The 23061-nt window shown below is 69.1% G+C and carries 10 protein-coding genes and 1 pseudogene; 8 read left to right on the top strand and 3 right to left on the bottom strand.

All coding sequences use genetic code 11. The annotated features are described in order from the left end of the window. The 6 genes from ABIA35_RS32775 to ABIA35_RS32750 form a co-directional block, all read left to right on the top strand. The coding region (locus ABIA35_RS32775) for a hypothetical protein (RefSeq protein ID WP_370360536.1) at positions 1-1232 on the top strand (1232 nt) is incomplete at its 5' end. Further along, a complete protein-coding gene (locus ABIA35_RS32770) occupies positions 1229-5623 on the top strand; it encodes a DUF6603 domain-containing protein (protein ID WP_370360535.1) in 4395 nt (1464 codons plus the stop codon). The genes ABIA35_RS32775 and ABIA35_RS32770, both read left to right, overlap by 4 nt. A gap of 69 nt (positions 5624-5692) precedes the next feature. Beyond that, on the top strand, positions 5693-8629 hold the full coding sequence (locus tag ABIA35_RS32765) for a hemopexin repeat-containing protein (RefSeq protein ID WP_370360534.1): 2937 nt from the start codon (positions 5693-5695) through the stop codon (positions 8627-8629). Then, entirely contained in the window at positions 8626-12375 is a 3750-nt protein-coding gene (locus tag ABIA35_RS32760; protein WP_370360533.1) for a hypothetical protein, read from the top strand. The genes ABIA35_RS32765 and ABIA35_RS32760 overlap by 4 nt, the downstream gene beginning before the upstream one ends. A 70-nt stretch (positions 12376-12445) precedes the next feature. Then, on the top strand, positions 12446-14218 hold the full coding sequence (locus ABIA35_RS32755) for a hypothetical protein (RefSeq protein WP_370360532.1): 1773 nt from the start codon (positions 12446-12448) through the stop codon (positions 14216-14218). Between the two features lie 846 nt (positions 14219-15064). After that, positions 15065-17305, top strand: a complete 2241-nt coding sequence (locus tag ABIA35_RS32750; protein WP_370360531.1) for a hypothetical protein — start codon at positions 15065-15067, stop codon at positions 17303-17305. On the opposite strand, the gene ABIA35_RS32745 is transcribed toward ABIA35_RS32750, so the two are convergent. Both ABIA35_RS32745 and ABIA35_RS32740 read right to left on the bottom strand, forming a co-directional pair. Then, on the bottom strand, positions 17238-18869 hold the full coding sequence (locus tag ABIA35_RS32745) for a translation initiation factor IF-2 (protein WP_370360530.1): 1632 nt from the start codon (positions 18867-18869) through the stop codon (positions 17238-17240). The two genes, ABIA35_RS32750 and ABIA35_RS32745, sit on opposite strands and share 68 nt — an antisense overlap. A gap of 249 nt (positions 18870-19118) precedes the next feature. After that, a pseudogene (locus ABIA35_RS32740) lies at positions 19119-19487 on the bottom strand (transcriptional regulator); the annotation flags it as partial. 614 nt (positions 19488-20101) lie between these two features. Between ABIA35_RS32740 and ABIA35_RS32735 the strand changes: the two are divergent. Then, positions 20102-20305, top strand: a complete 204-nt coding sequence (locus ABIA35_RS32735; RefSeq protein ID WP_370360529.1) for a hypothetical protein — start codon at positions 20102-20104, stop codon at positions 20303-20305. Positions 20306-20409: 104 nt separating this feature from the next. Here the strand turns inward: ABIA35_RS32735 and ABIA35_RS32730 are convergent, their stop codons facing one another. After that, positions 20410-21552 carry an ROK family protein gene (locus ABIA35_RS32730; RefSeq protein WP_370360528.1) on the bottom strand — a complete coding sequence of 381 codons (1143 nt, stop codon included), beginning with the start codon at positions 21550-21552 and terminating at the stop codon, positions 20410-20412. 170 nt (positions 21553-21722) lie between these two features. Here ABIA35_RS32730 and ABIA35_RS32725 point away from each other — a divergent pair, with 170 nt between their 5' ends. Further along, on the top strand, positions 21723-23021 hold the full coding sequence (locus ABIA35_RS32725) for an ABC transporter substrate-binding protein (RefSeq protein WP_370360526.1): 1299 nt from the start codon (positions 21723-21725) through the stop codon (positions 23019-23021). Positions 23022-23061: the final 40 nt, after the last annotated feature.

Raw genomic sequence — 23061 nt, 5'->3', positions numbered from 1 at the left:
ATACCGGCGATGCTGTGTGGGCTCCGGAGGATTACAAGGCTGTGCTGGAGGCGATGCACGCGCGGGGCCGGGGTGCTCCTGCCTTCGGGGTGAAGGGGCGGAATGGGAGCGGCGGGATCGAGCGCGATATCACGTTGACCGGTCTGGCCGGCAGGGATGTTGACTGCATTCACGATTTGGCGCCGGTTCCAGCGGGTCGCACTGTGTTATGCAATGTGCATCGAGAAGGACACGGATGGATCGCCGTCTGCCACAATCGGAGCAGTAATATCCTCGAAGGCTATGAGCGGTCGTATCCGGAGGACCGGACGAATGTTCCGCTGTTCCGGTTGCCGAAGTTGGCGCCGGGTGGGGGTCCGGCGACGGTGACGTTGACGACGGTGGTGGATTTGGCGGATGTCGATACCGGCGATGCTGTGTGGGCTCCGGAGGATTACAAGGCTGTGCTGGAGGCGATGCACGCGCGGGGCCGGGGTGCTCCTGCCTTCGGGGTGAAGAAGGTCCCGCCGGGGTCGGGGATACGGGACTTCAAGCTGACCGGCCTGGCCGGCGCCACCGGCAGGGATATCGACTGCAGGGTATTTGTGCACGCCACGCCGAGCCCGACCAGCACCCTGCTCTGCAACCTGCAATGGGACGGTCCGAGGGAATGGATCGGAATCTACCACGACCGCCAACATTCCGGTCTAGTCGGCTATGCCATCGGGAGTTCAATTCCCTGGGATTTCGGCAATATCAACCTCGAAGAGATTCTGCTCTTCGAGATGTCCGGCGAGTCGACCAAGGTCGTCGATCTCGGCGACGTACCGCGCAGCGGACCGCTCGACCGGATCGAGATGGCGACACTTCTGCGCGCCATGCACAGGCGTAGTCCCGGCGAGGGCGCCTTCCACGTCAAGACCCACTCCCGAGAGAGCAAGGGCGAGCCCGACCTGGAGATCACCGGCCTTGGCCCGGCGGCACTCTACGCGGTCTTCAAGTACGAAAGGCTGCTCCAGCAAGGTGACACGCCGCTGTTCAAGGTCTTCAACGTCCACCTCGGCAGGTGGCATGCCGTCGTCGCCGGTCCCGATGTCGCCGGACGGACGCCCCTGTATGTCCTCGATTACCGGATGTCCGAGGCAGTGCCGGGATTGCGGTTCCTTCTGACGGGGCCGGGGACGGCGGTCCATCCCTATCGCGACAGGGGTTCAAGCGCGTCGGACACCACGATCGCCGGGGAGGAATCATGAGCCTGCGCACTGATGATCTGCGGAATCTGCTGGCGGGCTCGGGCGCTGATCTGTCGTTGCCCACGCACTTGTTCGAGATCGATGCCGTGGAGCAGCTGTTCGATGCCTACGGTTCCGGTGATGTTCTTTCGATCTCAGAGGCGGTCTATGACCTGCCGGGCTTGGCGGTCCACGGCCGTGGTGTGCTGGCCGGCCAGGAGCGGCAGATGCATGTGCGTTTCCTGACCGATACGTCCGAAGACGTGGTCACCGGGCTTGAAGCCGTGTGCGAGGGCTTCGATTGGGTGATCGAGGAGCCGGCGCAGGCGGCGGGGGACTTCGGATTCCTCGGCGACGCGGGCTTCGACGCCGCGCTGGTGGTGGTGAGCGCCGGCTTCGACGTGATCGGTTTGACGTGCGGGGACGGCAGCGCGTACAACGCGCAGCCGGGTGCCCGGTTCACGATCGCGACGGCCGAGGGACCGTCGACCAGCTTCGTGAGGGTACTGGTCCCCTCCGTGCTGCAGCATTTCAACCTGCTCGCGAGTCTTCCGCACGGGGTGGCATTGGCGTCGGTGGAGTCGCTGGCCTCGCTGCCCTTCCTCGACGGCCTGCCGGTGGCCGATCTGGACGTTCCAGGCCCCATCGAGGACGTTCTGGCCGGGCTGCTGCTCAAGCAGGTGTCGGCGGCGTATGCGACCGACACCTCGGCGATCGACCGGGCCGCGGTGGTGCTCGGGGTCGGCCCGACGACGCCCTGGGCGGTCATCGAGGGATTCCTGACGCTGGAGTCCGTCGACGACCTGGCACTGCGCGCGGTGCGGGAGGAAGGGACGTGGCTCTTCGCCGCCGACATGGGCGCCACGCTCATCGTCGCCGGCTACGAGCTGCACGCCGTGCTGGCGCTACCGGGGCAGACGCTGACGGCCACCCTCGTCGAACCAGACCGACGCACGGACCTGATCGAGGAGCATCTGGACGGCAGCGGGATCGACAAGAACTCACTCACGGTGCAGTACCTGAATGTCGACTACGACATTCAGTCGAGCTCCTACGCCTTGTCCCTGGGCCTGGACACGACCTGGACGTTTCTGGATCGGATGGTCATCCGTGATCTGGAGCTGCGCCTGTCAGGTCAAGGCGGCCGTGTGGTGCGGGACGCCTGCCTCACCGGCACGCTGGCGGTGGGCAACAGCACGATCAGGGTGCAGGGACGGAAGTCCGGTCAGGCCTGGGGACTGTGGGCGTCGGCCGCCGAGGTCGACCTGTCGGCGTTCGACGGGTGGTTCCAAGACCTCTTCGGGATACAGGTACCCGACCTGATCAAGGACTTCGAGCTGGATCTGATACGGATCGGTTTCGACAGCGCGGCGTCGGGGTCCGTGGAGTTCAGCGGTCGGGTGCCGATGTTCGGCCTGTCGATGGATTTCACGGTGCGGGCCGAGATCCGCGGCACCGGCCCGGCGCGGGAGGTGACGTTCGGGGCGAGACTGGTCGCGGACGTCGTGCTGGACGACGGGGATCCCTATCGGATGGTCTTCGACGTCGACTTCGCTTCGGGAGCCGTGGGCAAGAACTTCACCGCGCTGTGGACGGCCGAGGGACGGCCCGTGCCGCTGTTCTCGATCCTGGACGCCCTGGGCCTGTCGGGCGCCGAAGAGCTTCAGCAGGTTCTGCCGCGGGCTATGTGTCCCGAGGTCAGCGGGGTCGCGCTGGCTTATGACTGGACCGCCGAGCGCATGGCCGCGACGTTCACCACGGTCTCCACGACGGTCACGCTGGCGTCGTTGAAGGGCTCTGCCGCGGCCGGGCCCGGGGTTTGGGCGGTACAGGTGATGGCGGCAGTGAATGCCGGGGTGTCAGACCTACCGTTGGTCGGCTCTGCGCTACCGGAAAGTGCGGACCTGCGCCTGAACCGAGTGGGCCTGCTGTACTGCTCGGGACTCCTGTCAGCGGTGCAGGTGGCGGGGCTGAACGCGGCGGTCGCGGCGATCGCTCCCGGAGCGCCGCAGTTCCCGGTGTTACCCGCCGGGCAGGGCGGTCCGGCCGGGGGAGGGCTGAACAAGGGCGCGGTCCTGGTGGTGGACTACGTGTTGCCGGGGAACAGCATTGGCGTGTTGACGGTGCCGGTCGGTGCTGCCGGTAGGGGCTTCTCGGGGGATGTGGGGCTTCCCGCACCTGCGTGGGGCGCCGGTGTGGTGCCCGGGTCGGGAGCAGGCGGGCCGTCGTCGGGGGCTTGGGTGGATTTGGGGCTGTCGCTCGGGCCGCTGCGGGTGGCGCGGATGGGGTTGGTCTTCGAAGCCGGCGTGGTGTGGGTGTGTTTCGACGCCACGCTGGGGGCGGCCGGGCTGACGCTGGGCGTGCAGGGTCTGGCGCTGGGTGTGGGGTTGAACGGCGACACTCCGCAAGTGCAGCGGCCGCGGTTGGACGGACTGTCGGTGGACTTCTCGCGGCCGCCGCTGCGGATCGGCGGATCGCTGACCGACCGGAAGACCTCGTTGCCCGAGGGCGTCGAGCGGTCGGTCGAGGGCGGGTTGGTGGTGTCGACCTCGAGGATCAGCGTCGAGGTGATCGGTGCCTATCAGAAGACTGTCGACGGCGTGACCTCGTTCTTCGTGTACGGGGAGCTGCGCGGGCTCCAGCTCGGGCCGACCCCGTTCCGGGTGACCGGCCTGGCCCTGGGGTTCGGTTTCAATTCCAGCTTGCGGATACCGGAGCAGGACGAGGTGCCCGGCTTCCCGCTGGTGCAGGTTGCCGCGCCGGCGCTGCCCGGGGCACCGCCTGGGAAGTCGTTGATGGAGATGCTGGCGGAGCTGACCGGCGGCTCGCCGCCGTGGGTCGGTCCGCGGCAGGACAGTCTGTGGTTCGCCGCCGGGGTCTCCTTCTCCTCCTTCGAGTTCATCAACGGCAGGCTGCTGCTGGTGGTGGAGGCCGGGGACGAGGTGACGATCGCGCTGCTGGGGCAGGCCGCAGCCCGGTTCCCGTTCCATCCGGACAAGAAGGCCTATGCGCAGGTGCGGCTGGTGCTGCGGGCGGTCTACCGGGTCACCCGCGGGGAATTGGTGGCCACCGCGGTGTTGGTCGACTCCTACGTGATCGATCCCGCGTGTGCGCTGACCGGAGGGTTCGCGGTGGCGGCGTGGTTCGGTCCGCATCCGCGGTCCGGGGACTTCGTCTACACCGCGGGCGGCTACCACCCCGACTTCGAGGCGCCGTCGGGCTATCCGCAGGTGCCGCGCCTGGGCATGTCCTGGTCGCTGGGGAACGTCAGCGTCAAGGGTACGGCGTATTTCGCGCTGACCTCGTGCGCGGTGATGGCCGGCGGGACGTTGGAGGTCGACTACCGGGCCGGCAACCTGCACGCCTGGCTGACCGCCTACGCCCACGCGCTGGTGCAGTGGGCGCCGCTGATGTTCGACATCAGGGTCGGGGTGACGATCGGCGCGCAGCTGGATCTGTGGCTGGTCAAGCCGCGCGGGGAGTTGTCGGCCAGTCTGCACCTGTGGGGCCCGCCGACCGGCGGGAAGATCACCGCCAAGTTCGTCTTCGTGAAGGTCAGTTTCAGTTTCGGCAAGGGACAGCCGTCGGCTGATCCGCTGGGATGGGACCGGTTCGCAGCCGAACTGCTGCCTGACACCGACCGGTTGGAGCTGTCGGCCACCCACGGATTGCTGGCCGGTCACCAGGCGCCGGCGGCCCGCTCCGACGAGCCGTGGTTGGCGAGCATGGCCGGGTTCACGTTCACCGTGCGCACGGTGGTGCCGGTCAACAAGGTGGCCTTCGTCGGCGGCGAACCGGTGAGGGGGGTGCGGGACGCGCAGCTGACCGTGCGGCCGCTGGGCCCGGAGGGCGGGAAGGCGACCGATTCGGCGCTGACGGTGAAGGTGTTCCGCAACACCGCCGCGCGCGGGGCGCCGGCGCGGTGGCAGCGGATCACCGACGCGCCGGCCTGGCAGACCGAGGCGATCAATGACGGGACCCCCTCGGCGCTGTGGGGCGACCCGGCCGTCGACGAGGCCCTGGACTTGCCGGTCACCTTGGACCGGACGGTCGGCCTGACCGTGGTGGTGCCCGCTCCGGCCCGCGGCGCGACGATCGGCGCAATCCGTGAGGAGGACCTGGCCTTCGAGGACCTGGACCTGCCACCGGTGGTGCTGCCTCTGAGCCCTGATGCGGGGCCGTCCGGGCCGTCGGCCGACACCGGCGCCGCCGGGGCCGGTGTCACCGCGGTGACAGGAATCCGCGGCGCACTCCGCCACCTTTTGCGGAACAGCCTGGCCCGCGGCTGGAGCGACCCTGAGACCCCGGCGCCACTCGACGGGCAGCTGGTCTTCTACCAACTGCTGGTGAACAAGGTCGGCCTGGAGGCCGACCCGCTGCTGCCAGTCGAGGCGTCCGGCGTCGGGCGATGAGACAAGGCCGCAGGCGTTCGGCGTCGCCCGCGGCGCCGCTGCCGCAGGGCCGAGTGAGGAGCATCCCAATTGAGTGAGCACGACCTGGCCGCCCCCGGAACGCGCAGCGCGCCCGGATTCCTGGTCCACCTGGACGACGACCTGGTGCCGGCGATCGCGGCCGGCGACTACACGATCACCGCCGAGCAAGCGGTCGACGGCGCTCCCGCAGATCTGGTACCCGACGTCAATCAACGCCTTGAGGTGCGCAGCCCGCAGTTCACTCTTCAGCCGGAGCTCGTCCACGCCGTGAACCCGGCCCCGGAGGCCTTCGGGGACTTCGTCGGCACCCTGCCGCACGTGACGCTCCGCGAGCCGTTGCTTCCCTGGCAGCGCAGCCTCGACCCCAGGGCGGAGCCCGGCGCGGGCCTGGACGCGCCGTGGCTGGCGCTTCTGGTGTTCGCCGACGACGAAGCCACGGCCGGCGGACCGGATTCGGCCCTGACGGCCCGGGAACTGCTGGCCCTGGACGGCCGGGAGGACTACCGCGGGCCGGTGATCTCGCCCGCGCAGGTGCAGGACCTTGATGAGGTGTGCGCGACGGTGACCGTTCCGGCGGCGGTGTTCACAGCGGTGGCCCCGCGGCCGGCGGAGCTGGCGTACCTGGCGCACGTGAGGCGGGTGGCGCCGGAGACCGCGCCGCCCACGGCGCGCGGCGAGAAGCTGGCCGAGGGAGACTTCTCGGTCCTGATGGCGGGGCGGCTGCCCGCCGGCGCTGGGCGCTACCAGGCCCACCTGGTGTCCTTGGAAGGCTGCTTGAAGCTTCTGGAAGACGCCGAGGCCGGCACCCTGTCCGGCCGCGTGGTGCTGGCATCGCTGCACAGCTGGGCCTTCCAGAACCTTCCGGTCGTCGGCGGCGGCTTCGCCGGCCGGGTCCCGAAACTGCTCTTCGCCGACCAGCCCGCGCTGCCGACGGCTCTCACCTGGCGCCCTGCCGCCGAGACCCGGCTGGCCGACGTGGCCTACTTGGCAGGATCCGGAAAGCTGTGCCTGTTCCATGGCGATGAATACTCCAGTGCCCCGCATGCCGACGCCGATCCGGAACAGACCTTTCCGATCGGTCCGGACACCCCGGAGCGGTGGTACTTCACCGGAGCGGAATCGGACTTCTTCCGCGGGGATGTGGACGCCGCCTGCGCCGTCGGCAATTCCAGGAGTACCAGTGTGCTGCTGTTCAAGCAGGATAAATGTCTGGATACGACTGTCGGGCGAGGGGTCGCGGAGATCGCGGAGCGTTTTCCGGGTCTGCCGGAGGACTTTCAAACAGACCTGGACGCGGTGGACCGGATCGGCGTGGAGCAGACGCCTGACCCGGTGGTGCTGCTGTTCTTCAAAGGCGCCCGATACCTGCGCTACGACCTGGACACCCACCAGGTGCAGGCCGGGTTCCCGCAGCTGTTGGCACAGGCCTTCCCCCAGCTACCGCCGGACATGCACGACGGTGTGGACGCGGTGGTGGCCATCGGGGACATGCTGTATCTGACGAAGGGGGCCGGCGGTGCCGCGGTGCGGATGGGCCCGGTACCGCAGCGTGACCTGCTGCTGCGCTGGCCCGGCCCGCCACCGGGAGGCGTGGTGGCCGGAAGCCCGACCTACAAAGAGGACAAGGAAGTCCGTGATCGGTGGGCCGGCGGCTGGACACCGGTGACGTTCCACGTGGAATCCGGGGATACCACTTTCGCTTGGTACCGCGGCCCCTTTTGCGCCCAGCCGGCCCAGGCTCAGCCCGACGCGCCGGACGACGGGACGTGGACCCGGGCCGGGCAGTTGCTGCACTACCTGCCCGAGTGGGGGGTCTTCGACGCCTCGTGGGCGGCGGCCTGGACGCTGGGCCGGGCCCTGGCCCTGGCCGACGCCGACTTCTCCGCGCAGCTGCCGCGCTGGCGGGCCCGGACCCGCGCCCGGGCCGGGCTGCTCGCCCAGCGCCAGCAGCGCGCCGCCCGGGCCGGCCGGTCGTTCTCGGTGGAGCAGGCCGGCGCCCACCGCCCGGCCGGGCGCGTCTTCGAGGCGTTGGTCGCGGCCGGAGCGGTCGGCCGGCTTCTCGACGCCGACGCCGCACTGGCCTCGCCCACCGCGGCGGCGGCGCAGTCCGTCGACCAGGCCAGGCCCGCAGCGGCTCCTCCCACACCGGCGCTGCGTGCCCTGCTGGGGCGGGACTCCCCGGCGCTGGCCGCCGCCGCGGTCCAGGTCGAGGATCCCGGCCTGGGCGGGTGGCTGGCCCGGCGCCAGCTCCTGGCCGGCATCCCGTTCGCCCACCTGGTGCCGGACCAGCGGATGCTGCCGCCGGAATCGTTGAGGTTCTTCTACGTGGATCCGGGCTGGCTGACCGCGCTGCGCGACGGCGCCCTGAGTGTCGGTGTCGCCGACTCCCAGGATGCCGCGCTGCAACGCCTGGCACCCTGGGCCGACCCGGGACCGGCGCCCAAGGCGGGACTGCTGATCCGCTCGGCGCTGGTCCACGAATGTCCGAACCTGGTCGTCCGGCCCTTCCGGGGCGAGGACGCACTGGCGGTGCTGCGGCGGGACATTCTGGGCCACGACGTACTGATATACCTGTTCGACGACGTCCCGGACATGGTGGAGCTGGCCGAGCCGCCGGAGGGGCTGTCGTTCGGCGTCGACGGCACCGGCCCGTTCCACCTGAATCTGCGGGCCCTGACCGGGGAACACACCGGCGGGCAGCTGGAGGATGAGACGTTCCCGGCCGTCGCCTCCGACGGCTTGGACGCCTGGCTGCGCCCGGACGCCTCCGGCACCCGATCGGTGCTGGACCTGCGCCCCGGTGACACCGACGGACTCTTGCGGGCGCTCAGCGATCGGCTGACCGAGGTGGGCCAGCCGGTGCCCGGCGGGCTGGCCGGCCCGGCCGCCTTCGGTCTGCAGCTGATCAATGTGCCACGCCGGCAAAAGCTTGTACCGGACCCCGACCCGGCCCCCGCGACCGATGTGAACGGAGACCCGCGATGAGCGACCCTCGCCCCGTATCCGGCGCCGTCACCAGCGCAGCCGCCCCTTCGTCGGGAATCGATCCGGTGCTGCTCGTGCCGATCCGCGTGGAGGCGCTGCTGGTCAACGACGCTGTCCGGGCCAAGGAGATGTTCCAGCGCTGGCAGGCCAACTACGCGCTGTCCCGCGTCAACCTTTCCCCGGAACCGCCGCCGTTCACGAACGTGGACCTGCTCTTCCGGCAGCATCCGGCCAGCAACGGCGTACATCTGCACTGGCAGCTGCCCGACGCCGTCAAACACGGCCACCACGAGCAGGGCGCCGCGGGGCCGGACTTCCCGAAGGTTCCCAATCGATGGTTTGTGGTGCGGTACGCCGGACCGCCCGGGGCCGCGGCGCGCACCCGGAGGAAGGCCTGGGTGGTGGAGAGCGACACCCTGGCCCGCGACGGCGCCATCCCCTACCTGCATCCGGTCGATGGGACGCTGACCCGTATGGGTCGGCGCGCGGACCTGGACAACCCGTGGACCGAGCCGCGTCCGGGACCGGGCCAGTTCCTGACCGCGGTGGGTCCCGGCCTCGACGGCTTCGCCGACTACCAGCCCTACAACACCGACGTGTTCTCAATACACGACGATCTGCGCGACCTGGACACCGGCCAGGAGCACACCGTGAGCTACCTGGTCGCCGGCTGGTACAGCGACCCCGCCGCCGACCCGCTGGCACCGCTGGTCGGCCTGGTCGGCGAGGAACTGGACCTGGCCCGTGCCGAGCTGACGGCCGAGCTGCAGTGGTCCGTACCCGGCGGGCCGGCACTGGCCCGGACCGTGTGTCACGGCACCGTACTGGGACTTCAGTGGCAGCCGAACCTGTCCCCGCGCTCAGAGCGGCCCGACACGATCCGGCTCGCGGTCGGCCACACCATCGCCGACGCCACCGCCGCCCTGGACGCCGCCGTAGCCGCCGAGACCGGGCAGGACGACGCCGAGCTGCTCGAGCTCATGGCCGCCTGCAATGCCGGGCTGCTGGACACGCTGGACGAGCCGGACGGCGAGTTCCAGAAGCGCCGCGCGACCCACGCCTCCTGGTTCACCCCGACCCCGGCGGGCCACGTGTGGACCTGGGAACACCCCGAGGACGAGGCCGCCGACCGGCGTTTGGGCCGCGACGCGGCCGCTCGCGCCGGTGAGCGGGTTCTGGCCGCCCTCAACAGCGCCCAAGCGGCCCACGACCAGGCTCTCGGGCAGCTGATCGCCGCCCAGCGCCGCGTGTATGACCTGTGGTGGGCCAATCAGCTGCCCCGCATCCCCGATCAACTCGGCGCCGACAACCTCCAAGCAGCCCTTGACGACGCACTGGACCGGGCCGGCGGCTTCCGGGACGAAGTGCTGGCACTGCGTGCCGACATCCCCTGGGCCCAGGACGATCAGGACCTTGAGCGGGAGATCGCCCGGTACCAGGTGGAGCACGGCATGGACGGGCAGCTCAAACGTGGCGTGCTGCCGGACTTCTACCTGCCCAACGACCCCACTGTCGTCATCGCCGGCGCCAAATTCCAGCGCACCTGGACCAGCGACGCCGACGCCGGCCAGCCGCCGCTGCCCTGCCGGGCCGCCACCGATACCGTCACCGGCCTGCGCTGGGACGGAGGAATCCTCACCGGCTCGCCGACTCTCTACACCCCGGCCCACCTTCCGGCTCCGGCTGGACTGGCCGGCGTGCTGCCCGCGCTGCTGGCCGAGGCCTTCCACCTGGACCCCGCCAACGCGCCCGCGCTGGCCCAGGCCACCGGCCACCCGGCCGCGGACCTGGAGGCCGCGATCCGCCGCGGCGAACACGCCGGCACCGGCCCGCACTTCGGAACCGAGCCGTGGACGCAGCCCTGGTCGCCGCTGTACTTCCAGTGGGAGGCGGAGTTCTTCCCCATCCCCTGGCACGATGCCGCCGGCACCGCCATGTGGGCTTTCAACGGCGAAAGCTATGACTGTCTGGACGCCGGACGTCCGCCGTCGGTCATCCTGCGCGGTCGGCAGGGGCTGACGTCGGCCCCTGCCGACACCATGGCCGCGCGGCTGCGCGATCACGCCGCCAACCACCCCGGCCCGCACGCCCCGGTCCTGCGTGCTTTGGCCGAGCGGGCCGCCGCCGCAGACCGGATCGGCCAGCCGCTGTCCGGGTTCACCGAGCAGATCCACGCCCGCCACCACCACCAGGCCGTGATCCCGCACACCGTGCCCGACGCGCTGCGCGGCCACCTCGAACCGGCCTGGCTGCGCGGCCAGCCGCCCAACCCGGGCACCTTGCCCCGGCCGTTCACCGGATACGGCCCCACTCGATTCCACGAGCTGTGTACCGGCCAGTTCGCGATCCGCCGATTGATGATCGTCGACCGCTTCGGCCGTGCGCTGCCCGCCGTCCACATCCCGGCCCGGCCCACCGCCGCCGCCGAGGGGGAGGATCCCGACGCCCCCGGCAGCGACTACCTCACCTTCGAACCCGTACGTCCTGCCCACCTCAGGCCCACTTACGACCAGCAGAGCCGGCCGATCACCGTGGAGCCGTCGAACACCCAGCGCTTCATCCAGCTCACCCCGCGCTTGGCCCAACCGGCCCGTACCTGCCTCACCTTCCTGGACACCGCCGACGACACCCCGCTGGACCAGGCGCCCCGCCACACCGCGACCCCCGTCTGCGGCTGGCTTCTGCCCCACTACCTGGACCGCGCGTTGCTGTGCTATGCCCCCGACGGCACCCCACTGGGCCGGCTCCGCTCCACCGTCCTGTCCGACGGCAGCCCCCGCCTGACCTGGCATCAGCTGCCCCACGCCCCCGACTCCGGCTACGACCACCAGCTGGCCCTGGCCGACCACCCGCACCTGCTCGGCTTCGTCAGCGCGCTGATCGCGCCGGGCGACGACCCCGACCGGGGACCGGCGGCCCTGGACGCACTGCTGGCCGTGATCGACCGCACCCTGACCACCATCACCCCGACCAGCGAGCCGGCCGCCTCCGGCCCGGGCAGCCTGCTCGGCCGCCCGCTCGCGCTGATCCGTGCGCATGTGAGCCTGGCCCTGGACGGCCCGCCTCACACCGACCCGCACTGGCCCAACCTGCTCCAACCGGTCGACCCCGCCTACCCCGCCTACCGGTTCCCGATCCGCCTGGGCCAGCGCGACCAGCTCTCCGACGGCCTGATCGGCTACTTCCGCGACCAGGACTACACCACGATGTACACCGTCCTGGATGCCGACGAACTTCCCGACGACCCCATCGGCACCCCCGGCTCCAGCCTCGCCCCCATCGGCGCCGGCGCCGTCTTGACCCTGCCGGCCCAACCTGTGGGCACCGAGCCCACCGCAACCGATACCGCCTATCTCAGCCTGCTGGCGGACCCGCACGCCACCGTCCACGCCACCACGGACATCCTGCCCACAGCGACCCTGAAGCTGCCGGCCCACATCACCGCCCCAGCTATGGCCAACCTCGCGGTCACCTTCCACCTCAACCCGATCCTGACCACCGACGCGCCGGTGGAAGACGACAGGGTTCGCTCCGGTGAACCGGCCATCCAACTACCCCTGCCGTCCGACCGCCACGGCGCTTGGACGTGGGCCAGACCCGAGACACGCTTCCTGGAGGGCGGTTTCTGGAACGCCACCGACCTGGACGTCGAACCGGCCGACGACCAACCGCTGCGTCCTCAACCCGCCCCCGCCCTGCGCGCCGGCGCCCTGCAACTTCGCCCCCATCCCGACGAAACGCGGTGAGTGAGGAAGCGCTGTGTCACAAACCCCCGCCCACAACCAGCCCGCACCCACCACGAAAGGGGCCGAGGCCATGACCGCCGACGTCGCCGACACGGATCTCAAGCCACTGCTGGAATACGCCGTCAGCACCACCCCCCATCCCTTGTCCGCCAGCTCCCCGGACCCCGACGGCACCGTGGCACACGGCGCCCTGGACATTCTTGTCACCAACACCTCCACGCAAGCCGTCTACTGCCACAGCATCCAGATCCTGCTTCCCATCGGGGAAAGCGCCCAGGACCTCACTGCCAATCCCGACAGCATCGCCCCCCACGTCGTCCCCGCCGACACCTGGCAGGGAGACTGGAGCACCGTCGCCCCCCAAGACGATGTCGTGGTCCTGGTCCCAGCCACCGAGACCACCATGTTCCCGGCCCCCGGAACCCGCGCCGCCACCACCGGTACGCCCGTCGAAACCAGGTCGACGGCCGCCACCCCGTTGTACGTCGCCCAGACCAAGGCGTTCACCCTCACCCCCGCCCAAGGCCAGGCCGATCCCATCGAGATCACCACCAGGGGCCTGCATCTGCACCTGAGCGGCATCCCCATCAACCGCGAACCGGGTATCGCCACCATCCACATCCTGGAGAACTCCGGCACCACCGCCGACAAGGACACATTCCAGGAACGCCGCATGCACCAGCCCGTCGCCAAGTACTCCTACCGCCCCCCGGCCATGACCCAGCCCGAAGGCGTCGGCCGCAACCTCGTCGCCCTCCGGGCCGGCGGCGCCGACCAATCCACCCCCGTCACCCTCACCACCGCCACCACCGGCTTCTACCTCAGATGGGCGCACTACGACGGCGAATACCACCAGCTCTATGCCGACGGACAGTTGATTTCAGGCATCGAATACAACGGCTCCCGCTGGCCGGCCGAAGGCGGGATCACCGTCACCCGCGATATCACGTACGCACTGAAAACCGCTGTCAGTGACGACACCGGCGCCAACGTGACCCGCTGGGACTACCTCACCCTGCCCGCGGAACACCCCACCTACCCCGAGGGCCTCACCGTCGCGACGAACAAGAACCTCATCGCCAACGGACCCATCCAAGCCAACGACACCGTCACCGTCGCCGCGAACAGGACCCTCACGACCAACGGCCCCATCCAGGCCAACGACACCGTCAGCATCGGCACCGCCACCGCGCCCAGGACCCTCACCACCAACGGTCCCGTCCAGGCCAACGGAGACGTCACCGTCACCGGCGCCGCCCAGGCCCTCAGCCTCAACGTGGGCAACGGCGCGGTCATCGCGAACACCGACGGCGCGACCGTGGCCACCGGAAAGACGCTCAGCGTCGTCGGGACCTTCGAGGCGAAGGGTCAATTCCGAGCGCTGACAGGCACCACTGTCAAAGTCTCCGAGACAGCCGCACGAGGCTTCGGACCATGGACTTGGAAAGCCGACAGAGACGGCTTCCTGACTGTACGGATAAGGTCCTTCCACAACGTCTATGGCGGCAACTACTGGCGCGAGTCCGACATGTACCACAGGGCGACCATCACTGTCGGCGGTGTCGCATATCTCGTGTCGGCTCCGCTCACCTCTCGCATAACGAATCAAAGCGACCCGGACAACGGCGGAGCCTGGTCCGCGCCGGTACCCGTTGCCAAGGATCAGGACTGTACAGTCGTCGTGCACAGCGGCACAGGAGGGGATGATGCCTCAATGCCCGGCAGAGTCACCATCTATTGGACTCCCCTCGGCGGCGTTACGGGCAGTCAAAGTGCTGATTCCCCTCCGTTCGAGGAGCCCGGGGAACCCGAGACGTCCGCGAGTGACATAGTTCACGACTGACCGGGGGAAGGGTGCCGTGCTCCTTCGGATATCGCCCTCGTGAACCGCCGACTTATATGGGTGTAGCCGTTCGTGGTCGGGTTGGCTGCCCGTAGCGTGCCGTAGGGTGCCGGCCGGGGTGACCCGTGAATCGCTTGTCGAGTGTTGACTCTCTGTCTCCTTCGCCGTCGCGGACTGTGCGGCGACCACCAGTAAAGTCAGTGAGCTCCGTGCGGCTGTATTGGCGCCACCGACGACCATTCCACGGGAGCATTCGCAGCTGACTGGGATAGCCAGGGCGCGGCCTCTTCCATATTCGAGAAAAGGAGATGAGGCGTGGACCCCCGCAGTGCACCCATCCATGTGAATCAGGGGCGGATTATGCCTGGGGCTTGCTGGGGCAGGTGTGGGCTGGGAGAACTGCGGCGGCACGCGGAGTTCTCCTGTGGCGCGGTCACCCGAATGGATGCTGCACCTGTTGGTCTGCTCCGGTGGAGGGGCCGGCCGCGCACGTTCCGTGTGGTGCGGCACGGCGCCGCGCGGCACTGTGGTAGCAGCGCAGCACTGCGCGTCACCGACGGTGGTACTGCTTCTCACCCTCGGCACCCGATGAGAGTCTGCAGTGCCGCTCTGCGGGACTCACCGGTGCCCCTGCGGACTGGCGACGGCGCCGGTGGGCGGGGCGGACCCGCCGATGGAGCCGGACGTCTACTCGCTCTGCCAGGTGAAGGTGGCGCGGTCAAGGCTCTTGGCGGCGAGGTCGGCGCCTGGTGAGCCAGTGTTTGTGTTCTGGTGCTCTACGCGGACTAAGATCAGAGTTCTGATCACCATGCGGAATCGCTCGGCGACGGGGAGAGGTGGACCGCGATGGAACCGACGACCTTGTTGGTGGCTGCCGGGTTCAAGGCGCTGAGCGGTGCGGGTGGCGCGCTTGCCAAGCGGGTGGGGGAGGGCATCGGTAAGCCGGCTGGAGACGCGGTGCTGGGCTGGATCAGTGCGCACAACCCGACGGCTGCCAAGCTGCTGAAGCGGAAGAGGGTGCTCAGCGACTTTGACATCCGGGATCTCGCGCTGTTGACGATGCGCCAGGTCGATTCCGCACCGGATCTCGCAGGTTTGCTGCGTGACTGGCTGGCGAGTCTCATCGACGCCGAGGTCATCGGTCCGGAGTTCCGGTTGCGGCGGGCCGAGCCGGAGTATCCGCCGGATCCCAGGATCTTCGCCGACCGTGAGACGGAGCGGGCGGCGATCGTCAATGCCGCGCACGCCGGCGGGGATATCGCAAAGCTTTTCTACCTGGCGGGGCAGCCGAACATCGGCAAGACCGAGCTGGCCCGGCACTGGGTTCACCATCCGGACACCGAGCAGTTCGTGGACGGCATCTACTACGTGGACCTGAAGGCGCTGAGGACTGGTGGGCCTGCGGATCCCGGTGCGGTTGCCGCGCGGCTGCTCTTCCAGATCGGGCTGGTGCCGTCGCTGATCCCGTTGGAGCCGGGGCGGGCCGTGGAGTGGTGGCGCCGGCTCACACGTGGTCGGAGCCTGTGTGTGGTCTTCGATCATGTTTCGCAGCCGGGCGAGGTCGAGCAACTGCTGCCGGTGTCGGCGACGAGCATGGCCGTCGTCGTCGCCGATGAGAAGATCGCCGAGTTGTTGGGCGCTCGGACCGTGGTCCAGGAGTTGGGCGGATTCGGGACGGCTGCCGCGGCGGAGTACTTCGCGCAGGTCCTGCGTCCCGGCCAGCTCGATGACGACGATGCCCTGGAACAAGTGGTGAAGGCCTGTGCCGGTATCCCCGCGGTGATGTGGATCGCTGCCGGGATTTTGGTAGGCGAGCCGGGGAGCACGATGAGCGGCCTGGCCCGTCGGCTGGCGGACGGTTCCGCGGAGATGGACGAGCTGCGTTCTGTCGGCGCGGGCACGATGAGAGTGTTCGACGAGTCCTACGCGCGGCTTTCCCCCGACGCACAGCGGGCCTATCGGACGCTGGGCCTGTTGCCCGACCAGGGACCGGCATTCGGGGCTGCCTGGCTGGAGGAGAACTCGGGGCTGGGGACGTCGACACGGCGGGCGCTTCTGGAACTGAAGAAGCGCTACCTGCTCGACGCGGCGTTGTCCGGACCGGATCTGGCGGCCAACCATGTGATCCGGATGCATGCCCGGGAACTGCTTCAGGGCGCGGGGGAGTACTCAATCGCCCGCCTGGAGTCGGCGCGGGAGACCCTTCGCGACTGGTACGCGACCACGCTTCAGCACGCTGACGCGGCCACCTCCCGCAACAGCCCGCTCCGGTTGGCGTCCTTGTCTCTTGACCGGGCCGCGAATCCGTTCACCTCATCGTCGGCTGCGCTGACGTGGGTGGGACAACACGAAGACCGGCTGGTCTGGCTCATCAACGAGGCGTTCCTTGAGCAGAAGTACGACCTCGTGGTCCAGATGGCTGAGGCGATGCAGACCTACTTCGTCAACCGCCGCCCAGGTATGGCGTTCTTCGACGTGTACCGACTCGCGATCACTGCGGCCCATCAAAGCGGTAACAAGCGGTACGAAGCCAGGATGCGGTGCCTGCTTTCGCGCGCGTTGCGGGAATCCGGCCAGCTTGACGAAGCCCAGGAACAGGTCGACACAGCCAGAGCACTTGTCGCGCATCTACCCGTCAGCACAGATCGCGAAGAACAGATCCGTGACGAGAAGCTGAAGGCTTCGGTAGAGGAGTTCGTCGGACTCGTCGCGCTGGACAAGGGCGAACCCGATAAGGCCTACAAGCTCTTCGAGCAGGCTCGGCGCGGGCACGAGGGGATCAACAACGACCGTGGCGCAGTGCTCACATCGCAGCTGATGGGCCGGGCGCTCACCCGCTCCGGGAAATCCGATCAGGCGGTCCCGATCCTGCAGGACGCGCTGCACCGGGTCGGTGAGCGAGACGACCGGCTGCACGGCCGACTGTGGCTCGACCTGGCCGAGGCCCAGCTGAACATCGACGATGGTGCCGGCGCCGCGGTCTCCGCCCAGCAAGCCATGCCATTCCTGCGCGATCAGCTCATGTCGCAGGATATGGAGACGGCGAAGATGTTGCACGTACGGGGACTGTCGCTGTCAGGCCGTTGACCGAGACCCGAAGAGTCTCACGGAGCGGCCGACGCGCCTGAAACACCTCCGCGTGGACCGCGGCGGCGATGACGCAGGGGTCGAAGCCGCCCCCCAGGTGCTCGGTCACGGCTTCGAACGTCCCCTGACCACGCAGGTTGAGGAGCAGGCGGCCGGGACGGATGACGGCGCGTACGTAGGCGGCAGGGAACTCCGCGAGATCGGCGTCCGGGCCCGCATCGGCCGCATGCTGGATCAACACCGTCGCCGTACGGACCAGCCGGGGGTTCGGATCGCAGAGATCCGCCATCAGCCGGGCCCCACCCGCTCCGGCAGCAGGCTGGGACCAGGGAGCCGGCCATCTGAGGATCGCCACCTCGTCCCGGTCGATCTCGGCCTGGAAGTACCAGGACGTCGGCGCCGACTCGGACCGCCAGGGCAGCGGGACGGCCGTCGCCTCCGGGGCCCGCTTCAGGATCGGCAGGTCCATGAGGCGGTAGGCGATCGTGGCGATCCGATTCAGTGAGCGGCCCTGATGGTCGAAGGAACGCGCTGCCAAAGCCTCGGCCTGCTTGGACGCGGCACGACGACCAGCGGCTTCGACGAGCGCCTCGACCTGCGGCCAGACCGGCTTCTCCGCGGCGAAGCCGAGAGCCGTCCCGGTCAACGCGGCCATCGGCGTGTCGGGGGCGATCTCCTCCCAGCCGAAACAGGCCAACGCGGTGGGCCGCCCGAGCGCCGCCGAGTAGAGCGTCACAGATCCGTGGTCGCCGATCACCGCATCGGCGGCCACCAGAGCCGCACGCCACTCATCGTCCGCGGACAGCAACATCAATCCGCGATCCAAGGCCGGACGCAGCCAGCGACGAACCTGCTGCTCGGAATGCCAGGCACGGACCGCCGGATGCAAAACCAAAGCCACGCGATAGCCGTCCCACGGCAACTCGGCAGTAAGCCGTTCGACCAGATCGGGATGCCGCGCAAACAACGAGGCCGGGCCCCACGTCGAGCTCACGACGACCAACCGCTCACCACCGACACCGAACGCGCTCCGATACCGCGCACGGCGATGCCCGCTGGCCAACAGCCGATCCCAGCACGGATCGCCGATGACCTCGGCGCGCGCCACGGCCGGCGGGCACTGCACCGCCAGTCGGCGCGCGTCGTCGGGGTGCGGCAGGCCGATCACGGCCGGGACGACGCGGCCGTCATGCATCAGCTGGTCCGGCGACATGCCCGCCACCGGCGCCGAGCCGGGTGCCAGACGCCTGCTGTGGCCGGCACCGTGCGGGACCACGAAGAGCGGGGTGGACAGTCGATGCAGTGGCCCGTTCGCGCTTGCGGTGACGGCCAGATCCCAAGGTTCATCAACAGCTTGGTCGAAGGGTATAGCGTCCGCTCCGGAGGCTGCGAGCAGTTCTGGGACCTGTGCGCCGAATGCCGAGCCCGCGTCGTAGGCGAACGTCACACTGACCCGCCGGTCGCCGTCGACCACGGCAAGCATGTCCAAGACCCGACGGGCGGCGGGCACGGTGCGCGCCACCGCCAAGACCCGCCGGTCCACGGTCAGCGTTGGGCGCGACACAACCCGAGATCCGGTGTCCGGTGTCCGGTGTCCGGTGTCCGGTGTCCGGTGTCCGGTGTCCGGTGTCCGGTGTCCGGTGTCCGGAATATGGTCCATAATACCTTAATCTCTATTCCTTGTCGCTGCCCTGACTAAGGTACAGCGATATAGGCCGAGTTCGCTTTGCACTGTGCAGCCCTTACAACTGGCCGCTTTCCCGTTCGGCGGCGATTCTACGGCCGCGGTATGGCCTATGGGCTGTTTTGTTGTTCAGGGATTCCTGCTCACTGCACTCAAGCGGTCCAACGCTGACTGACTCTCATCGTCCGCGGCGCGGTAGATCACCAGCAGCTGGTCGGAGTCCTGAAGCGGTGTCAGCGTTTCGAAGTTCACGGCGGGCAACCCGACCTCGGGATGCCGTATCGCCTTGCGCCCGCGGCCGTTGAGCTTGACGTCGCCCTCGTTCCACAGTCGTGCGAATTCCTCATCGCGGGCGATGAATTCGGCGATGAGGTCGGTCAGCGGCTGATCCTTCGGATGCGCGGCCCACGCGGTGCGCAGGTGAGCAATCCCTTCCCGTACCACGCGTTCGCGGTCGATGTAGAACTCGCGTGTTCGCGGGTGCATCAGGCAAAGGCGGCGGTCTCGTGATGCGCCGGGCCGACGGCGATCGGCAGGCGCCGGGGCAGCGGGACCGGACTCATAGCGCGGCCGCCTCGTCCAGGGCCCGGGGTCGTGCCTTGGCCGGGCCGAGGCACGTTCGGCGGCGTAGTCGATCGGCACCAGGTCGAGCAGATCGTTGGTGATCTTCTCGGCGCCGGTGTCGATCGCGAGGATGGCCGCGCCGCGCACGAGCTGGGAAAGGCTGCCGGGGACATAGTCACGAAGCCGCAGCGTGCCTTCCGAGGTGGCGAGCAGTGCGTGCCAGGCGTGGCACTGCTCGGCGGTGCCGTAGGCGAACGGGGAGGCGGGTAGGACGGTGAAGCGTCCGGCGATCTGCCGTCCACGGGCCCTGTCGAACAGCCCGGCGGCCTCGACCTCGACGCCGGCGTAGACGAACGTGGCGGTCAGGCGTTCGGCGAAGTACTTCAGCGCGTCGGAGACCTCCGCGCCTGTGCGGGTCGCCAGCGAGATGCTGGGAGCGATGCGGTTGGCCGAGTTGGCCGCCGGGTTCGAGCGGTCATTTCGGGCCGGCGAAGCACCAATCCGACGCGGCGACCCGCTACCTCGGGATCATCGGTTCGCCCAACGGCTTGCAGGCCTTCAACGCGTTGCCCGGTGGGAACTTCTCCGACGTCATCGTCACCGACCTGTTCGGCTACATGCCCGATGGCACCACCGCCGCGTTGCGGGACTCGACGACGCCCAGAAGAGTCAGCGCGAAGCTCACAGGCATTGTCCAGCGCGGCAAGCAGCGGACGATTACCCCCGGTCCCGAAGGGCTGTCGCTCACCTGAGAAGCCGCATCCCGGCACAGCGGATCGGGTTGGCGCCGGTCGGGCGGGTCTGGACGCGTCTCTCCGCCCGAACCGGGTCCCGCAGCGTGCCTCGGCACCCTCGCTCAGGTCGTGACCGCGGAGGCCGGACGCACGGACTCGGTGTCGAACAAAGTGCTCTCTACATGGTCCAGGGCCAGCCGCACGGCGCCGAGTGAGACCGCGTCGTGGTCGAGCGTCGAGGTGTGGATCGGAACGGGGAAGACGGTTTTCGCGTCGAGGTGGCGCTGGAGGGGGACCAGGAGGGTCTGCCCGGCGCGGCTGAGGCCGCCGGCGAGGATGACGCGTTCGGGGTCGACGGAGAGCACGACGGCTGCGACGCCGGTGGCCAGGTGGTCGGCGAGTTCGTCGATGCGCGCCGCGGCCTCGGCGTCGCCGGCCGCCGCCGCGGCGACCGTGGCCGCCGGGTCGTGGGGCCAGGCCGCCATGGTCTGGAGCGCGGTGTCCCAGCGGGACTCGGGCAGTACGCCGATCTCGCCCGCGGCGCCGTTGGTGCCGGTCAGCAGCCGTCCGTTGAGGAAGACGCTGGCGGTGATGTGGCGGCCGGCCACGATGTGGACGAAGTCGTCGGTGCCGCGTGCGGTGCCGAGCCAGCGTTCGGCAAGGGTGAACAGCCGGGCGTCGTTGCCGACGAGAACGGGCACGCCGGGAAGTACCGCGAGGTCTTCGGCGAGGTCGCGGCCCTGGATCTGCGGCAGCCGGGTGCTGCGGGCGACGCGTCCGGTGCGGTCGACGATGCCGGTCGTGGCCACGCCGACGGCCAGGACGTCGGCCGGGCGGATCGATCCGGCGCCGATCGCGCGCAACAGTGCTTCGCGGGCTGCGGCACTGCGATCCTCGGCGCCGGCCTGCGGATCCAGAGGTCTGCTGAACCGGGCGCGTTCGATGCCGCGCAAGTCCGTGGCGAGCACATTGACCTCATGGACGGCCAGATCGACGCCGACCACGTATCCGAGGTCGGCGCGGAACCGGTAGACCTTGGCCGGGCGGCCGACGCGCCGCTGGTCGTCGGCTTCGGGCCGGACCTCCTGCGCGAGGCCGGCCTCGACCAGCGCGGTCGCGGCGTCCTCGGCGGTGTTGCGCGAGACGCCGGCGGTGGCCGCGAGATCGCGCAGGGTCAGCTGCTCAGCGGCGTGCAGTGCGCGCAGCACCGCCACGGTGTTGATCTTCTGGAGCAGCGACCGGTCGCCTCCAATCGGTCTTTCCACGAGCTCCCACCATCCTCTTGACAACCCTCCGGTGCGCTTGGACACTCACTCTACCTCATTATTTCAGTCAGTGACTGAAAAAAATATCCGCGGTTGGGCGACCCCCTCACGTGTGCGGAGCACCCCTTGACGATGAGTTCAGGCCCCACAGCGGGTTGGGAAGGAAAACTGTGCGTACGAAAGCGATAGCGGTCACGACTGTGGCAGTGGCGGCGCTCGCGCTGTCCGGCTGCGCGGCCGGAGGCGGTAGCGGGGCCTCGTCGAGCGGCCCCAAGGGGAACATCACGCTGACGTTCCTGACCTTCGAAACACCCAACCTCACGGCCAAGTACTGGGACGACGCGATCGCTCGGGCCAGTGCCCAGGTTCCGGGTGTGACGATCAAGAAGCTGGTCGCGCCGAGTGCGGATCGGGCTGGTTACGCCAAGCAGCTGGCGGCGTCCGGTCAGCTTCCGGACATCATGATCGCGGTGTCTCCGAACGGGTTCGCGCAGGCCGGGCAGTTGGCGCCGTGGACGGATGCGGAGTTGTCGGACTTCATCTCGCCGCATTCCAATCCGATCGGCGGCAAGATCTACCAGCTGCCGTACGACACGCAGCCCACGCCGTTGGTGTACTACAACAAGTCCGATTTCGCCGCGGTCGGGATCGCAGCTCCGCCGAAGACGTATCAAGACCTCCTGGACGACAGCGCGAAGCTGAAGGCCAAGGGCGTGAACCCGTTCGTGGTGGGCGGCGGGGGCAAGGACACCTGGGCCGACATGTATCCGCTGATCGGCGCGGTGGCAACCGACACCTACAAGCAGGACCCGGACTTCCTGGCTCAGAAGGCCGCCGGGACGAAGAGCTTCAAGGACCCGGCCTTCGTCAAGGCCGCGCAGAAGGTGTCGGACCTGGCCAAGGACGGCTACATCGACACTGCCGGGCTGTCGCGTTCCTACGCCGATGACGAGCAGGCGTTCCGGGACAACAAGGGTGCGATGTATCCGATGGGTTCGTGGTTCGCCGCGTCGGCCGACGCCAAGCCGCCGTCGTTCGACGTCGGCGTCTTTGCATGGCCCTCCGACGACGGTTCGCTGGTCGTCCCGGCGTACACCGGCGGCGGCATGAGTGTGTCGTCGAAGGCCCCCGATGTCGCGCTGGCCAAGAAGTGGGCGTTGGCGTTCATGCTGGACAAGACGTCGCTGGACGCCTCGGTGAAGACCGACGGCTCGATCATCGCGTTGAAGGACTACACCCCGCCGACCGGCATGGGCCCGGTCTACACCGAGACCTTGAACCTGTATCAGCAGGCGGTGAAGCAGAACGCGATCGTGAACGCCTTCTCCATCGAGACCGGCGACGGCTCCCTGCCCGCAGGGGTGCCGGACAAGGCCGCCTCGGGGGTCGCCGACCTGATCGACGGCAAGAAGAGCGCCGATCAGTTCGCGTCGTTCCTGGACGACGAATGGGCCAAGGCGAGCCAGTAGCCGCCGGCACGCGCAGGAGGCACCAGACCCCTGCTGAAGA

It is taken from the genome of Catenulispora sp. MAP12-49, assembly GCF_041262705.1.
In the GTDB taxonomy this organism is placed as follows: Bacteria; Actinomycetota; Actinomycetes; order Streptomycetales; family Catenulisporaceae; genus Catenulispora.
The sequence above is the reverse complement of the archived record's forward strand: the minus strand, read 5'-3'. Positions and strand labels throughout refer to the sequence as shown.